At 73.0% G+C, this 15,925-nt stretch carries 10 protein-coding genes; 4 read left to right on the forward strand and 6 right to left on the reverse strand.

What is annotated here, in order from left to right:
* Positions 1-166 precede the first annotated feature (166 nt).
* Complete coding sequence (locus E9529_RS06220) at positions 167-1,636, forward strand: NAD(P)/FAD-dependent oxidoreductase (protein ID WP_236830257.1); 1,470 nt, start codon at positions 167-169, stop codon at positions 1,634-1,636.
* Between the two features lie 109 nt (positions 1,637-1,745).
* On the opposite strand, the gene E9529_RS06225 is transcribed toward E9529_RS06220, so the two are convergent.
* Positions 1,746-2,627, reverse strand: a complete 882-nt coding sequence (locus tag E9529_RS06225) for a hypothetical protein (RefSeq protein ID WP_236830258.1) — start codon at positions 2,625-2,627, stop codon at positions 1,746-1,748.
* 189 nt (positions 2,628-2,816) lie between these two features.
* On the opposite strand from E9529_RS06225, the gene E9529_RS06230 reads away from it, so the two are divergent.
* The 3 genes from E9529_RS06230 (at position 2,817) to E9529_RS06240 (ending at position 6,081) form a co-directional block, all read left to right on the forward strand.
* Entirely contained in the window at positions 2,817-3,332 is a 516-nt protein-coding gene (locus E9529_RS06230; RefSeq protein WP_236830259.1) for a MarR family winged helix-turn-helix transcriptional regulator, read from the forward strand.
* A gap of 39 nt (positions 3,333-3,371) precedes the next feature.
* Positions 3,372-5,051 (forward strand): methylmalonyl-CoA mutase, encoded by a 1,680-nt coding sequence (locus tag E9529_RS06235; protein WP_236830260.1) that lies wholly within the window; start codon positions 3,372-3,374, stop codon positions 5,049-5,051.
* 67 nt (positions 5,052-5,118) lie between these two features.
* Positions 5,119-6,081: a tetratricopeptide repeat protein gene (locus tag E9529_RS06240; protein ID WP_236830261.1), complete on the forward strand. Its 963-nt coding sequence runs from the start codon at positions 5,119-5,121 to the stop codon at positions 6,079-6,081.
* A 9-nt stretch (positions 6,082-6,090) separates the two neighbouring features.
* Here E9529_RS06240 and E9529_RS06245 read toward each other — a convergent pair whose 3' ends face one another.
* The 5 genes from E9529_RS06245 to E9529_RS06265 all read right to left on the reverse strand — a co-directional run bounded on the left by E9529_RS06245 (position 6,091) and on the right by E9529_RS06265 (position 15,830).
* Positions 6,091-7,482, reverse strand: a complete 1,392-nt coding sequence (locus E9529_RS06245) for a hypothetical protein (RefSeq protein ID WP_236830262.1) — start codon at positions 7,480-7,482, stop codon at positions 6,091-6,093.
* A 118-nt stretch (positions 7,483-7,600) separates the two neighbouring features.
* A complete protein-coding gene (gene glgB, locus E9529_RS06250; protein WP_236830263.1) occupies positions 7,601-10,453 on the reverse strand; it encodes a 1,4-alpha-glucan branching protein GlgB in 2,853 nt (950 codons plus the stop codon).
* 52 nt (positions 10,454-10,505) lie between these two features.
* The gene (locus tag E9529_RS06255; protein ID WP_236830264.1) at positions 10,506-11,888 is read right to left on the reverse strand and encodes a hypothetical protein; all 1,383 of its coding nucleotides are present in this window, start codon (positions 11,886-11,888) and stop codon (positions 10,506-10,508) included.
* Positions 11,885-13,702 carry a maltose alpha-D-glucosyltransferase gene (gene treS / locus E9529_RS06260; RefSeq protein ID WP_236830265.1) on the reverse strand — a complete coding sequence of 606 codons (1,818 nt, stop codon included), beginning with the start codon at positions 13,700-13,702 and terminating at the stop codon, positions 11,885-11,887. Before treS ends, E9529_RS06255 begins: the two co-directional genes overlap by 4 nt.
* A gap of 94 nt (positions 13,703-13,796) precedes the next feature.
* Complete coding sequence (locus E9529_RS06265) at positions 13,797-15,830, reverse strand: alpha-1,4-glucan--maltose-1-phosphate maltosyltransferase (RefSeq protein WP_236830266.1); 2,034 nt, start codon at positions 15,828-15,830, stop codon at positions 13,797-13,799.
* Positions 15,831-15,925: the final 95 nt, after the last annotated feature.

Raw genomic sequence — 15,925 nt, forward strand, 5'->3', positions numbered from 1 at the left:
GGTTGGGAACGGCGACGTCAAGCACCGCCACTCCTGCCGGAGGTCTCCGCCGTGATCAAGCCACCACGCCGACTGTCAACAACGTCCCTGGTCGCTACATCTAGCCGCTGACCGAGCAGGTCGGGCGCCCACCGGCCAGGATGGGACGGGTGAACGGACTGCGGCAGTGAACGGCACGCCGGACGCCGTCGTCGTCGGGGCCGGGCCCAACGGGCTGGCCGCCGCGCTGCGCCTGACCGCCGCGGGCCTGCGGGTGCAGGTGGTCGAGGCGGCCGGGCGGCCCGGTGGCGGGATGCGCACCGAGGAGCTGATCCGCCCGGGGTTCCACCACGACGTCTGCTCGACGGTGCAGCCGCTGGCCGCCGCGGCCCCGTTCTTCCGCGAGTTCGACCTGCAGGCTCGCGGGGTGCGCCTCGTCCACCCGGACGTCAGCTTCGCGCACCCGCTGGACGGCGGCCGGGCGGCGGTCTCGCACCGCTCCCTCGAGCGGACCGCGGCCGGGCTCGGCGCGGACGCCGACGCCTACCGCCGGTTGTTCGAGCCGCTGGTCGAGCGCGGCGGCGACATCGTCGACTTCTTCCTCACCAGCCGGCTGCGCAGCCTGCCCACGCGCAGCCCCCTGCAGATCGCCCGGTTCGGGCTCACCGGCCTGCCCGACGTCCGCTGGCTGGCGCACCGGTACTTCGACACCGACGAGGCGCGGGCGCTGCTGGGCGGTGCCGCGGCCCACGGGATGCTCGACCTGCGCCGCCCGCTGACCTCGGCGCTGGGCATGCTGCTCGCGATGCTGTCCCACCACGTCGGGTGGCCGCTGGTCGAGGGCGGGTCGCAGAAGCTCGCCGACGCGATGGTCGGTGCCCTCGAGGAGCAGGGCGGCGAGGTCGTCACCGGGCACCTGGTCACCGACCTGCGCGAGTTCGAGGGCGTGCCCGCCGTCCTGCTCGACACCACGCCCGACGCGTTCGTGGCGATGGCCGGCGACCGGGTGCACGAGGGCTACCGCCGCTGGGTGCGGCGCTACCGGCACGGCGCCGGCGTCTTCAAGATCGACTGGATCCTCTCGGAGCCGGTGCCGTGGGCGAACGCCGACACCCGCCGCGCCGGGACCGTCCACGTCGCCGGCACCCTGGCCGAGACGATCGAGGGGGAGCGGGCACCCAACGAGGGGCGGGTCACCGACCGGCCCTACGTGCTGGCCGTGCAGCCGACGGTGCCCGACCCCAGCCGCGCACCGGACGGTGGGCACGTCTTCTGGGCCTACGTGCACGTCCCGCACGGCTCCGACGTCGACATGACCGACGCGATCGAGCGGCAGATCGAGCGGTTCGCACCCGGGTTCCGCGACACCGTCGTCGACCGCCACACCAAGAACGCCGTCCAGATGGAGCAGTGGAACCCGACCTACCTGGGCGGCGACATCTCCAACGGGCAGACCACCCTCCGGCAGATGCTGGCTCGGCCGGTCCCGCGCTGGAACACCTACAAGACGCCGGTCCCGGGGGTGTACCTGGCCTCGTCGGCGACCCCGCCCGGCCCCGCCGTGCACGGCGCCTGCGGTGACCAGGCCGCGCGCGTCGCCCTGCGCGAGGTGTTCGGGGTGCGGCACGTCCCGCCGCTGCGCCCGCCGCTCCGCTGAGCCCGCCGCTCTGCTGAGCCCGCCGCTCTGCTGAGCCCGCCGCTCTGCTGAGCCCGCCGCTCCGCTGAGCATGCGGATGTACGCGGTTATCGCGCCCGCAGAACCGCGGTCAGACGTATCGCTGTGTCCGCAGCGCGGCCCAGATGCGGCCGACGAGCGCAGCCGGGTCTCGCAGATCCGCCGCCGTCACGAAGACGACCGTCCATCCGGCCGCGGTCAGCCGGTTCAGCCGTCGTCGGTCCTTGCCCACCTGCTGGGCCTCGCCGTGCCACACGCCGTCGTACTCGAGGGGGACCCTCTGCGCGGGCCACCCGAACGGAAGGACCTCGCTGCCCCCCACCACTCGCAGGCTCGCCGTGGGACCCTGCAGGAAGGCCGTGCGCTGCAGCAGCAGGCGCAGGCGCGTCTCCTGGGGGGACTGCGCGAGCCCGTCGGCGCGGTCGACCGCCCGGCGGACCAGGCGGCACCCGGGACCGGTCGCGCCTGCGGCCGCAGCGCGGAGCTCGGCCAGGGTGACCAGCCCGGTCTGCAGGAACTGGTCGACGCGGACCACCGCCTCGTCCGCCGGTTCGGTGCGGGCCAGGTCCAGCGCCGTCCGCAGGGGAGTCGTGACGAGGACGCCGTGCCGCTGGACGACGGCGTCGTCGGGCAGGTGGCGGCGGCTGACCAGGACGCCGCGGACGGCGCCGCAGCGCCGGTCCGGAGCCAGCGTGCACTCGACCGGGTCGTCCCTCGCCGCCGCGTCGGCTCCCCAGAGGACGGCGGCGCTGCGCCCGCTGAGCACCGCGCCGGGGAGCAGCAGCCGGGCCACCGCCCGCGCGCGGCGGTGGTGGGTGATCGGCAGCGAAGCGCAGGCGTACACGTCCGGGAACAGCCGCTGCCACGCCGAGCTGCGCAGCTGGGCAGGAGTCAGGACGCCGGCGCGGACCTGCTCGGAGCCGCGGAACATCGTGCCGCGGAGGGCCGGTGGGCGGGCAGGGGTGCGGGTCACCGGGGCACTGTGCCGCGGGTGGGCGCCGGCGCGCGGACGTCGTCCACAGGCCTGCTCCGCCCGGCGACGCCCGCGTGCGCACGGCCGTCGTTCTGCGGGCCGGATACCGACGTCCGTGCGCGTGCCGGCGGCGCGGCGGACCGGCCAGGGGCCGGATCGGCGGGGCACCGCCCCGGTACCGTGCCGCGCATGGTCCGACCGCTGGGGCTGCCGTTCGACCCGATCGAGCGCGCCGGGGAGAAGTGGGAGAAGCACTTCGGCCCGTCGTCGGCGATGCGGGCGGCGACGTCGGTGTTCCGCGTGCAGCAGATCCTGCTGGCCCGCTTCGACGAGGTGCTGCGCCCGCTGGAGCTGACCTTCGCCCGCTACGAGGTGCTGGTGCTGCTCACCTTCAGCCGGTCGGGCGAGCTGCCCCTGAAGGTCATCGGCAGCCGGCTGATGGTGCACCCGACCAGCATCACCAACGCCATCGACCGGCTGGCCGCCGCCGGGTACGTCGACCGCCGCCCGAACCCGGCCGACGGGCGCGGTGTCCTCGCCGCGATCACCGACCGGGGGCGCGCCGTGGTGGAGGAGGGGACCCGGGCGCTGACCGTGCTCGACTTCGGGCTGGCGGACCTCGCGGTGGACGAGCAGGAACTCCTGTTCACGACGCTGCGCCGTGTCCGGCTGGGGGCCGGGGACGTGGCCGACGACGTCCCGTGACGCTCGACACATGATAGTTGGACGTCCTAGCATCTCGGCATGAGCGACGACGCCCGTCAGCGGTGGCAGCAGCGGTACGACGCGGCGCTGGCCGCGGGCCGGGTCCGCGACGCGGACTTCACCACGCTCTCCGGGGTGGAGGTCGACCCGGTGTACGGCCCGGCCGTCGAGAGCGCCGTCGAGGGCTTCGAGCGGATCGGCTACCCGGGCGAGTTCCCGTTCACCCGGGGCCTGCACGCCACCGGCTACCGCGGCCGGGCCTGGACGATCCGCCAGTTCGCCGGCTTCGGCAACGCCCGGCAGACCAACGAGCGCTACAAGATGATCCTGGCCGAGGGCGGCGGCGGGCTCAGCGTGGCCTTCGACATGCCCACGCTCATGGGGCGCGACTCCGACGACCCGCGCAGCCTCGGCGAGGTCGGGCACTGCGGCGTGGCCGTGGACACCGCCGTCGACATGGACGTGCTCTTCGACGGCATCGACCTCGGGGCCACCACGACGTCGATGACCATCAGCGGCCCCGCCGTCCCGGTGTTCTGCATGTACCTGGTCGCCGCCGAGCGCCAGGGCGCCGACATCGGCCGGCTCAACGGCACGCTGCAGACCGACATCTTCAAGGAGTACATCGCGCAGAAGGAGTGGCTCTTCCCCCCGGAGCCGCACCTGCGCCTCATCGGCGACCTCATGGAGTACTGCGCCGAGAACATCCCGGCGTACAAGCCGATCAGCGTCTCCGGTTACCACATCCGCGAGGCCGGCTCGACGGCCGCGCAGGAGCTCGCCTACACGCTGGCCGACGGCTTCGCCTACGTGGAGCTCGGGCTCTCCCGCGGCCTGGACGTCGAGCAGTTCGCCCCCGGGCTGTCGTTCTTCTTCGACGCGCACATCGACTTCTTCGAGGAGATCGCCAAGTTCCGCGCCGCCCGCCGCATCTGGGCCCGCTGGCTGCGCGATGTCTACGGGGCGACGACGGAGAAGGCGCAGCAGCTGCGGTTCCACACCCAGACCGCCGGGGTCAGCCTCACCGCCCAGCAGCCGGACAACAACATCACCCGGACGGCGGTGGAGGCGCTCGCCGCGGTCCTCGGTGGCACCCAGTCGCTGCACACCAACGCCCTCGACGAGGTGCTGGCGCTGCCCAGCGCCAAGGCCGCCCAGATCGCGCTGCGCACCCAGCAGGTCATCGCCGAGGAGACCGGCGTCATGAACGTCGCCGACCCCCTCGGCGGCTCCTGGTACGTCGAGGCGCTCACCGACGAGCTGGAGCGCCAGGCGGAGGAGATCTTCGCCCGCATCAAGGACATGGGCACCGACGGGACGATGACCAGCGGCATCCTGCGCGGGATCGAGGACGGCTGGTTCACCGGGGAGATCGCCGAGGCCGCGTTCGTCTACCAGCGGGCCCTGGAGAAGGGCGACAAGAAGGTCGTCGGCGTGAACACGCTGGTCGGCTCGGTGGACGCCCACGACAAGCTCGACATCCTCCGGGTGAGCCACGAGGTGGAGGTCGAGCAGAAGGCCGAGCTGGCCGGCCGCCGGCAGCAGCGGGACGACGACGCCGCCCGTGCCGCGGTCGCGCGCATGGTGGAGGTCTCGCGGACCGACGCGAACATGGTGCCGGCGATGCTCGACGCCGTGCGCGCCGAGGCCTCCCTCGGCGAGATCTGCGACGCCCTCCGCACGGAGTGGGGCGGCTACACCGAGCCCGCCCGCTTCTGAGGGGGCCGGGTGGAGCGCTGAGCCCCGCCCCGGACGCACCCGGACCTGCGGTGGGATGATCGAGGTCATGCAGCCCACCCGCCCCGGACGTCCCGACCCGCGCGCGCAGGCCCAGCAGGCGCAGATGGCCGCCGCCATGGCCGGCGCCGTCGACCTCGCCGCCGTCAAGGCGCGCTCGGAGGCCGCCGCGCGCGCCCAGGCCGCCCCGCCGCCGAGCGCCACCGCGCCGGCCGGTGCCCCCGGTGGTGCGGTCGTCGACGTCACCGAGGCGACCTTCCAGGCCGAGGTGCTGGACCGGTCGTTCCAGGTGCCGGTCGTGCTCGACCTGTGGGCCGAGTGGTGCGGGCCGTGCAAGCAGCTCTCCCCGGTGCTGGAGCGGCTGGCCGTCGAGGGTGGCGGCTCGTGGGTGCTGGCGAAGGTCGACGTCGAGGCGAACCCGGCGCTCGCGCAGGGGCTGCGCGTCCAGGGCATCCCCGCCGTCAAGGCGGTGTGGCAGGGGCAGCTGGTCGCGGAGTTCACCGGGGCGATCCCCGAGGAGCAGGCGCGGCAGTTCGTCACCGAGCTGGTCCAGGCCACCACCGGCGGGGCCGTCCCCGGCGCGGAGCCGCAGGCCGAGGTGGAGGACCCTCGCCTCGACGCCGCCGAGGCCGCGCTGGAGCGCGGTGACCTGGCCGCCGCGGAGGCCGCGTACCAGGCGATCCTCGCCGAGGAGCCCGACCACCCCGACGCCGGCATCGCGCTGCGCCAGGTGCAGCTGTTCCGGCGGGCCGAGGAAGCCGGCCCCGATGCGCTGGCCGCCGCGGACGCCGCGCCCGACGACGTCGCCGCGCAGACGCGGGCGGCCGACTTCCTCCTCGGCACCGGCGACATCGAGGGGGCGTTCGACCGGCTGCTGGACGTGGTCCGCCGCACGGGGGGAGAGGACCGGGACGCGGCCCGCAAGCACCTCGTGGAGCTCTTCGCGGTCGTCGGTGACGCCGACCCCCGCGTGGCGACCGCCCGCCGCCAGCTCACCGCCGCGCTCTTCTAGGCGGCGGGGTCAGCCGCCGATCCCGCAGGCCACCCCGCCGTCCAGGAACCCGTTGCGGAAGGCGCCGACCAGCTCGAAGCCCGAGGCGTCGGTGCCGGGGAAGACGTCGTCCTCGACGCCGTACCGCAGCAGGAACTGGACGGCCTCGTCGAGGTCGCCGGGGCTGATCTCGGCCCCGACGACGTCGGTGAACTCGGCGTTGTACCACTGGGCCTGGTACCAGCCGGTGAGGCAGACCGCCGAGCGGATCGCCTCGCCGTCCTCCACCGAGAGGCCGGCCTGGTCGCGCACCGCCAGCGCGTACGGCAGGGCCACGGCCGTGGCGAGCGCGAAGTCGCCGATCTCGTCGTAGGCGGGCACCGCCAGGTCGGTCTCGTCGATGTAGACGGTGCGGTCCTCGGCGCAGTAGCCGAGGTCCCGGCCGTCGAACCCGGCACAGCCCGGCGCGGAGCCGTCGAAGCCGGCGATCCCGGGCTCGTCGAACTCCCCGCCGAACGCGACCGGGTAGACCTCGCCCCAGAAGGCCGGCAGCGTGGCGCCGACCCAGTCGACGATGTCGTCGAACGCGGCGTTGCCCTGGTCCAGGTCGTAGGGGGTGAACTCCGCGGCGGTGAACAGCCGGTCCTCGCCGAAGGCGTCGCGGCAGGTGTCCAGGCCGCGCTCGAAGCCGTCGTAGAACGCCGAGACCCGGTCGAAGTAGGAGCCGTGCGCCTCGACGTCGTCGGGATCGCTGCCCACGTCGTCGCGGAGCAGGAGGAACCCGCGCACGACGTCGTCGAGTTCGGGCTCGCGCAGCGAGAGGTGGGTGGCCTGCCCGTCGGCGACCCAGCGCGTCCACGCGCCGGCCAGGCAGTCGGCCTGGGTCTCGTCCTGGATGCTGCGCCCGGACTCGGCGAACCCGAAGCGGCCCTGCATGGCGTGCCCGAACTCGTGCGCCATGACCACGGGCACCAGGAAGCGGCCGTAGTCGTCGGAGAGCTCCTGGAGCAGGGCGCGGTCGTAGGCGATCACGTCGCAGGCGGGGTCGTAGAACGCGTTGCCGGCGACCTCCTCCGGCGCGGTGTAGGAGTCCTCGCAGCCGATCCCGGTCTCCGGGTAGGCGCTCTCGTCGAGGCCCTCGGAGTCGACCGAGAAGTAGCCGCCCCGCAGCGGCGTGAACTCCTCGCCGAAGTGCTCCGGGTAGGCGTCGGTCCAGAAGTCGACGAGGTCGGCCAGGGCGTTGCGGGCGAACTGGTCGATCGGCTCGTCCCCGGCCCCGGTGACGGCGAACCCGTCCTCCGCGACGTCGACCGGCCCGCCGTCCGGCGGGGTCGCCTGCCCGCGCACGGTGGCGGTGGCGCAGCCGGTGAGCACGAGCCCCGCGACGACCGCGGGGGCCACCCGGTGCAGCAGGCGTCTCATCGGGTGGTTCCTCCACGGGCGGGCGGGCGTGCGCCGCACAGCATGCCCGGTGCGCCCGCGGACCGGCCACCACCCCGGCCGCACCGGAGCGGCGCGGGCCGGGTGGGTCGGCGTGGGATCAGCCTTCGTGCAGGAACCAGACGGTGCCCAGCGGCGGGGCGGAGATCGTCGCCGAGTACGGCTGGCCGTGCCACGGCTCGGGCTCGGCCTCGACGCCGCCGTAGTTGCCGACGCCGGAGCCGCCGTACCCCTCGGCGTCGGTGTTGAGCACCTCTCGCCAGTGGCCGGGGCGGGGCAGCCCGATCCGGTACTCGTGGTGCGGGGAGCCGGAGAAGTTGACGACGCAGGCCAGCACCGAGCCCTCCGCGGCTCCGGCGTCCTGCGTGGCCTCGGTGGCCTCGGCGGTGCCGGCGGCCTGCGGAGCGGCGCCGTAGCGCAGGAACGAGAGCACGTTGCCCGATGCGTCGTTGGCGTCGATCCACTGGAACCCGGCCGGGTCGACGTCCTGCGACCAGAGCGCGTCGCACGCCTTGTACCGGCCGTTGAGGTCGGTGACCAGCTGCAGCATGCCGCGGTGCGCGGGGTCGTCGAGATGCCACCAGTCCAGCGACCGGCTCTCCGCCCACTCCGAGTCCTGGGCGAACTCCGAGCCCATGAACAGCAGCTGCTTGCCGGGGTGGGCCCACATGTAGGCCAGGTAGGCGCGCAGGTTGGCCAGCTGCTGCCACCGGTCCCCGGGCATCTTCCGGAGCATCGAGCCCTTGCCGTACACGACCTCGTCGTGGCTGATCGGCAGGACGTAGTTCTCGCTGTACGCGTAGTGCATCGAGAACGTGAGCTGGCCGTGGTGGTAGCTGCGGTAGATCGGCTCGCGCTCCACGTAGGAGAGCGAGTCGTGCATCCAGCCCATGTTCCACTTGAAGCCGAAGCCCAGGCCGCCCAGGTGGGTGGGCCGGGTGACGCCCGGCCACGCGGTGGACTCCTCGGCGATCGTCATGACGCCGGGGACCTCGCGGTAGACGGTGGCGTTGAACTCCTGCAGGAAGGCGACCGCCTCCAGGTTCTCCCGCCCGCCGTACTTGTTGGGCACCCACTCGCTGCGCGAGTAGTCCAGGTAGAGCATCGAGGCCACCGCGTCCACGCGGATGCCGTCGACGTGGAATTCCTTGCACCAGTACAGCGCGTTGGCGACGAGGAAGTTGCGGACCTCGGACCGGCCGAAGTCGAAGACGTAGGTGCCCCAGTCCAGCTGCTCGCCCCGGCGCGGGTCGCCGTGCTCGTAGAGCGACGTGCCGTCGAAGCGGGCCAGCGCCCACTCGTCCTTGGGGAAGTGGGCGGGCACCCAGTCGACGATGACGCCGATGCCGGCCTGGTGCGCCCGGTCGATCAGGTAGCGCAGGTCGTCCGGGCTGCCGTAGCGGGACGTCGGCGCGTAGTACGAGGTGACCTGGTAGCCCCAGGAGCCGCCGAAGGGGTGCTCGGCGAGCGGCATGAACTCGATGTGGGTGAAGCCGGCGTCGCGGACGTAGTCGACGAGCTGGTCGGCCATCTCGCGGTAGCTGAGGCCCTGGCGCCAGGAGCCGGCGTGCACCTCGTAGACGCTCATCGGCCGCTGGTGCCACCCGGCCTCGGCGCGCTGCTCGAGCCAGGCGTCGTCGGCCCACTCGTAGCTGGACTCGGTGACGACGGAGGCGTTCAGCGGGGGGACCTCGGTGGCGAAGGCGAGCGGGTCGGACTTCTCCCGCCACGTGCCGTCGGCGCCCAGGACGTGGTAGCGGTACCGGGTGCCCACCTGCACGCCCGGGACGAAGATCTCCCAGACGCCGGAGGAGCCGAGCATCCGCATCGGGTAGGCGCGGGCCTCCCAGTAGTCGAAGTCGCCGGTGACCTTGACGCCCTGCGCGCCGGGCGCCCAGACGGCGAAGGAGACGCCCTCGACGGTGCCGCGCGGGGTCTCGTAGCGCCGCACGTGCGCGCCGAGCACCTCCCACAGCCGCTCGTGGCGCCCCTCCCGGATCAGGTGCTCGTCGACCGGCCCCAGGGTGGGCATCCAGCGGAAGGGGTCGTCGACCGTGTGCGTCGTCGTCCCGCCCTGGCCGTCGCCGTAGACGACCTCGATCCGGTAGTCCCCGGGCTGGCGGAGGAGGGCGGCCTCGTAGATGCCGCCGCCGTGGACCTGCTCGGCCTCGTGGCGGCTGCCGTCCTCGTCCAGGACGGCGACGCTGACCGCGTCCGGGCGCAGCGTGCGCACCGCCCAGCCGTCGGCGGTGCGGTGGGCGCCGAGGATGCGGTGCGGGTCGCGCGACCAGCCCTCGACGATCGCCCGCAGGTCCTCCTCGTCGAACTCCTCGACGCCGCTGTCCCCGGCCGCACCGGCGGTGGTCCCGCCGGCGGGCGCGGCGTCACCGGTGGGCGCGGCTACGCCGACGGGGGCGACCGGAGCCGCGGGGGCGACCGGCGCTGCGGGCTCCGCGGAGCCGTCCGAGCCGGCCCGGTCCTCGTCCGGCGCCTGCGGCGTGGGCGGCGTCGCGGGGTCGGGGTCGGGCGCCTCGGGCTGACCGGCCGGCGCGCCGGAGGGGGAGCCGGGCTCCGCGATCGGCGCGGGCGCGACCACCGGGTTGGCGGTGACCGGCGTGTCCTCGCCGCCCTGCTCGGGGGTGGCCTCGGTGGCGGTGGGCACGGCGGCGACCTTCTTGGCCGTCGCCCGCTTCGCAGCGGCGGGCTTGCTGTCGGCCGCGGCCTTCGCCGGAGCCGCCTTCTTCGCCGGGGCAGCCTTCTTGGCGGCCGCGGTCTTCTTCGCGGGCGCTGCCTTCTTGGCCGCGGCGCGCTTCGTCGTCTTCTTGGCCGGCTCGGCGTTCACCGGCGGTTCGCTGCCCGCGGCCGCCTCCGCCTGCGCCACCTTCTCCTCCACGGCGCGCTGCAGATCGTCCTTGCCGGCCACGGGGCTGTCGCCTCGGTCGTCGGTCGTCATCGTCTCGCCGTCCTCGTCGCTTCTCGGTGCTCTGGTCCGTCGGTTCGGGGGCTCAGTCGTGGCCGGCGAGCCGGGCGATCGACTGGAGCGGGATCATCAGCCAGTGCGGACGGTTCCTCGCCTCGTAGACGCATTCGTAAACCGCCTTGTCGGCCTCGAACGCCCGAAGGAGTGGTGAGTCACCGCACGGGTCCATCCCGCTCGCCTCCGAGTAGCCCGCGCAGAACGCCGCCCGGTTGCGGGCCGCCCACTCCTGGGCCCGGTACTCGCGCTGGGAGTCCTCCGGCAGCTCGACGAGCAGGTGGCGGGCGGCGTAGTCGAAGCTGCGGAGCATGCCCGCGACGTCGCGCAGCGGGCTGTCGAGCTCGCGACGGGCGGCCAGCGGGCGGGCCGGCTCGCCTTCGAAGTCGAGGATGATCCAGCCGGTGGCGGTGCGCAGCACCTGCCCGAGGTGGAGGTCGCCGTGCACGCGCTGGCGCACCACCGGCTCCTCGCTGCCGGCGACGGCGGCGTACACCTGCCGCAGCGCGTCGGCGTGCTCCCGCAGCTGCGGCACGATCTCCACCGCGGCGTCGAGCCGGTCCGACATCTGCTGGGCGGTGGCGCCGAGCCAGCCCGGCTCGGCCTGCTCGGTGGGCAGGACCCGCGCCAGGTCGGCGTGCACCGAGGCCGTCGCGGCGCCCAGCCGCTCGCTGTCGGCCGCGAAGTCGCCGCCGACCTCGTCGGCGTGCAGGTCGCCCTCGGCGTAGAGGTCGCGGACGCTGGCGGTGGCCAGCCGCCAGCCGTCGCTGGCGTTGGGGACGAAGGTCTGCAGCATCGCGACCGTGGCGGGGGCGCCGCCCTGCGGGTCGTCGATCTCGATGTGGCCCAGCAGCGCGGCGATGTGCGGGTTGTCCGCCTGGCGCAGCGCGTCGTGGATCTCGACGTCGGGGTTGAGCCCCGGCTCCAGCCGGCGGAAGAGCTTCATGATCGCCTCCTGGCCGTAGACCAGCGAGGTGTTGCTCTGCTCGGTGGAGACGATGTCGCCCGGGAGGCCCTCGGGGATGTCGCCCTCACCGGCCGGCGTGAACCGCATCGGCCCGATGGCCGAGCCCTGCGCGAGGTGGATCAGCCACGGTGCGGTGGACTCCCGGTCGCGCATGGCGTCGTAGGCGTAGGTCTCGGTGCCCTCGTTGGAGACCGCCCCGACCAGCGCGGTCTCCAGGTCCTCGGCCGGGTGGTCGCGCCAGGACAGCGGCACCAGGTAGGTCTCGACGACGTCGTCGGTGTACCGGATGCGCACCCGGTGCACCGAGAGGACCGGGTTGCCGCGGTCGAGGAAGAAGCCGTCCTCGGTGACCTCGGCCCACTCGCGGCCCTTCCCGCCGAACCACCGCTGGTGCGGGATCCAGTCGCGGAACAGGTCGGTCAGCGCGGTGCGGGAATCGGCGCTCATCGGGGCGCTCCGGACTCGTCGGACGGCTCGTCGGCGGCGCTGACCACGCCCGCGGCCAGCAGGGTGTCGGCCACCGCGCTGGACGTCGCGCTGGCCCAGTCCTCGTGCTCGTCGGGAGCCGGTTCGGTCGGCTTGGAGAGCTCGAACCAGTAGAAGCCGTGCCCGGCGAGGGTGAGCATGTACGGCAGGACGCCGATCTGCGGGAACTCCACCCGCCCGGTCAGCTCGACCGGCGTGTAGCCCTCGAACTCGCGCAGGTCCAGCTCCACCGGCTGCGGGAAGCGCGACAGGTTGTTGACGCACAGCACGATGTCGTCGCCGAACCTGCGGACGAAGGACAGCACCGTCGGGTTGCGGGAGCCGACCTCCTCGAAGGTGCCCAGGCCGAAGGTGGGGTGCTGGCCGCGGACCTGGATCATCCGCCGCACCCACTGCAGCAGCGAGTTGGTGTTCCGGAGCTGCGACTCCACGTTGGTGACCTGGTAGCCGTACACCGGGTCCTGGTTCAGCGGCAGGTACATGCGCTGCGGGTCGGCGGTGGAGAAGCCGCCGTTGCGGTCCGGGGTCCACTGCATCGGCGTCCGGACGCCGTCGCGGTCACCGAGCCAGATGTTGTCGCCCATGCCGATCTCGTCGCCGTAGTACAGGACCGGCGACCCGGGCAGCGACAGCAGCAGCGCGTTGAACAGCTCGAGGGTGTTGACGTCGTTGTCCAGCAGGGGGGCCAGCCGGCGGCGGATGCCGATGTTGGCCTTCATGCGGGGGTCCTTGGCGTACTCGGCCCACATGTAGTCGCGTTCCTCGTCGGTGACCATCTCGAGGGTCAGCTCGTCGTGGTTGCGGAGGAAGACACCCCACTGGCAGTTGTCGGGGATGTCCGGCGTCTGCGCCATGATCTCCGAGATCGGGAACCGCTGCTCCCGCCGCACGGCCATGAACAGGCGCGGCATCACCGGGAAGTGGAAGGCCATCTGGCACTCGTCGCCGTTCTCGCCGAAGTACTCGACGACGTCGGCGGGCCACTGGTTGGCCTCGCAGAGCAGCACGCGGTCGGGGTAGTCCGCGTCGACGACCTTGCGCACCTCCTTGAGGAACTCGTGGGTGCGCGGCAGGTTCTCGCAGTTGGTGCCCTCCTCCTCGAAGAGGTAGGGCACGGCGTCCAACCGGAAGCCGTCGATGCCGAGGTCGAGCCAGAAGCGCAGGGCGTCGACGATCGCCTCCCGCACCTTCGGGTTCTCGAAGTTGAGGTCGGGCTGGTGGGAGAAGAACCGGTGCCAGAAGTACTGCTTGCGCACCGGGTCGAAGGTCCAGTTCGAGCTCTCGGTGTCGACGAAGATGATCCGCGCGTCGGCGTAACCGCTGTCGTCGTCGGCCCACACGTAGAAGTCGCCGTAGGGGCCGTCGGGGTCGCTGCGGCTGGCCTGGAACCAGGGGTGCTGGTCCGAGGTGTGGTTCATGACGAAGTCGATGATCACGCGCATGCCGCGGGCGTGGGCCTCGTCGAGGAACTCCTTGAAGTCCTCGATGGTGCCGAACTCGGGCAGCACCGCGGTGTAGTCGCTGACGTCGTAGCCGCCGTCGCGCAGCGGGGAGGCGAAGAACGGCGGCAGCCAGAGGCAGTCGACGCCGAGCCACTGCAGGTAGTCGAGCTTGTCGCGCATGCCGCGGAGGTCGCCGACGCCGTCGGCGTTGCTGTCGGCGAAGCCGCGGACGAGCACCTCGTAGAAGACGGCGCGCTTGTACCACTCGGGGTCGGTGCCCGGCGGGGGCAGGGCGGAGCGGCTCGCGGGTGCGTCGGGGACGGGAACGGACATCGGGAGCGGGTTCCCCTCTCGGTGGGAGGACCCCGTCGTCCCACCCCTCGGAGGCTCGGGGTGGGACCCGGGACGGGGCCGGAGATCGATCTCGCTAGGCGACGGGCGGGGGGAACTGGACGGAGCGCGGGAAGCTCAGCGCGAACACGTGCGCCGGCTCCCGGTAGGGGTCGAGCTCCACGTAGTTGAACTGGCCCCAGTCGTACCGGGCGCCGGTCAGCTCGTCGGTGACCCCGAAGCGCTCGTGCCAGTCCAGGCCGAGCGACGGGAGGTCCAGCGACGTCGTCCCGATCTGCGTGTCCCTGCTCGACAGGTTCACGACGACCAGGACGGCGTCGTCGGACGCCGGGTCGGTCTTGGAGAAGCAGAGCAGGTTGGGGTTGTCGACCTGGTGGAACCGCAGCGTGCGCAGCTGCTGCAGCGCCGGGTGGGCCCGCCGCACCTCGTTGAGCCGCCGCAGGTACGGGGCCAGGCTGCGGCCCGACGCCTCGGCGCCGGCCCAGTCGCGGGGGCGCAACGAGTACTTCTCGCTCTCGTAGTACTCCTCGCTGCCGGGCTTCACGGCCACGTGCTCGAAGAGCTCGAACCCGGAGTAGACGCCCCAGGTGGGGCTCATCATCGACGCAAGGACGGCTCGGATCTTGAACATCGGCGGGCCACCGAACTGCAGCGACTCGTGGAGGATGTCCGGGGTGTTCACGAAGAAGTTCGGCCGCATGTAGTGGCTGTTGGACGCCAGCTCCCGGCCGTACTCCTCCAGCTCCTCGCGGCCCGTGCGCCAGGTGAAGTAGGTGTAGGACTGCGTGAAGCCGAGCCGGGCGAGCTGGTGCATCATCGCCGGCCGGGTGAAGGCCTCGGCGAGGAAGAGCACGTCGGGGTGGCTCTGCTTGACGTCCCAGATCAGCCAGTGCCAGAAGTTCAACGGCTTGGTGTGCGGGTTGTCGACGCGGAAGATCTTCACCCCGGCGTCGATCCACACCTGGACCACCCGGCGGCACTCGGCGTAGATGCCCTCGGGGTCGTTGTCGAAGTTGACCGGGTAGATGTCCTGGTACTTCTTCGGCGGGTTCTCCGCGTAGGCGATCGTGCCGTCGGGCTTGGTGGTGAACCACTCGGGGTGCTCGGCCACCCACGGGTGGTCCGGGGCGGCCTGCAGCGCGAAGTCCAGCGCCACCTCCATGCCCAGCTCGCGGGTGCGGGCGACGAAGGCCCGGAAGTCGTCCATCGTCCCGAGCTGCGGGTGGACGGCGTCGTGCCCGCCCTCGGCGCTGCCGATCGCCCACGGCGAGCCGACGTCGTCCGGGCCGACCTCGTGCGGGTTGCCGCCGGGGAACTGGCTGGAGTTCGGGCCCTTGCGGTTGACCGTGCCGATCGGGTGGATCGGCGGCAGGTAGACGACGTCGAAACCCATGCCGGCGACGGCGGGCAGCCGGTCGGCGGCCGTGGTGAAGGTGCCGTGGGTCGGCCTCCCGGCCACCACCGGGCCCTCCGACCGCGGGAAGAACTCGTACCAGGAGCCGAACAGCGCCTCCTTGCGGTCCACCCAGACCTCGTAGGGCTGCGAGCGGGTGACCAGCTCGCGCACCGGGTGCTCGTGCAGGTAGCGCTGCAGGCCGGCGGCGAGCGCCGGGGCGATCCGGACGGTGAGCTCCTGCGAGGTGTCCCGCAGAGCGGCGGCGGCGGCCTCGACGCGGCCGCGCCAGTCCTCCTCGGCCTCGGCGGCCACCCGGTCGAGCAGCCGGGCGCCCTCCTCGAGGTCGTTGGCCAGCTCGTCGGGGCCCTGCCCGGCTTCGACCTTCACCTCGACGTGGTGCCGCCAGGTGGCCAGCGGGTCGCTCCACGCCTCGATGCGGAAGGTCCACAGACCCTCGCGGTCGGGCACGACGGTGGTCAGCCACCGGTCGGGCTCCGGCGGCAGCTTCGCCATGCGGAGGAAGGGCCCGGTCGCCTCGTCGCCGCCCGGCGGCGTCCAGACGACGTTGGCCGCGACGGCGTCGTGGCCCTCGCGGAAGACGGTGGCCGTGATCGGCACGTGCTCACCGATCACGGCGCGGGCGGAGAAGGACCCGCAGGACACGACGGGGGCGACATCGGTGATGCCGAGGCGGAGATCAGCGCGGCCAGTCATCGCCGACCACGCTACTGAGCTGCCGCCTCACCAGCATCTCGGCGGCCGATCCGGCCCCCGCGGCTCACCCGTCCGGGCTGGGGGGTGGGCCCGCG

The sequence above is a fragment of the Blastococcus sp. KM273128 genome (genome assembly GCF_021698975.1).
Classification (GTDB): Bacteria; Actinomycetota; Actinomycetes; order Mycobacteriales; family Geodermatophilaceae; genus Blastococcus.

Excerpts from the sequence above, each read along its gene's own strand:
- E9529_RS06255 (WP_236830264.1), bottom strand. The coding sequence starts at position 11,888 with ATGAGCGCCGATTCCCGCACCGCGCTGACCGACCTGTTCCGCGACTGG.
- E9529_RS06240 (WP_236830261.1), top strand. The coding sequence starts at position 5,119 with ATGCAGCCCACCCGCCCCGGACGTCCCGACCCGCGCGCGCAGGCCCAG.
- E9529_RS06245 (WP_236830262.1), bottom strand. The coding sequence starts at position 7,482 with ATGAGACGCCTGCTGCACCGGGTGGCCCCCGCGGTCGTCGCGGGGCTC.
- treS (WP_236830265.1), bottom strand. The coding sequence starts at position 13,702 with ATGTCCGTTCCCGTCCCCGACGCACCCGCGAGCCGCTCCGCCCTGCCC.
- E9529_RS06235 (WP_236830260.1), top strand. The coding sequence starts at position 3,372 with ATGAGCGACGACGCCCGTCAGCGGTGGCAGCAGCGGTACGACGCGGCG.
- E9529_RS06265 (WP_236830266.1), bottom strand. The coding sequence starts at position 15,830 with ATGACTGGCCGCGCTGATCTCCGCCTCGGCATCACCGATGTCGCCCCC.
- glgB (WP_236830263.1), bottom strand. The coding sequence starts at position 10,453 with ATGACGACCGACGACCGAGGCGACAGCCCCGTGGCCGGCAAGGACGAT.
- E9529_RS06230 (WP_236830259.1), top strand. The coding sequence starts at position 2,817 with ATGGTCCGACCGCTGGGGCTGCCGTTCGACCCGATCGAGCGCGCCGGG.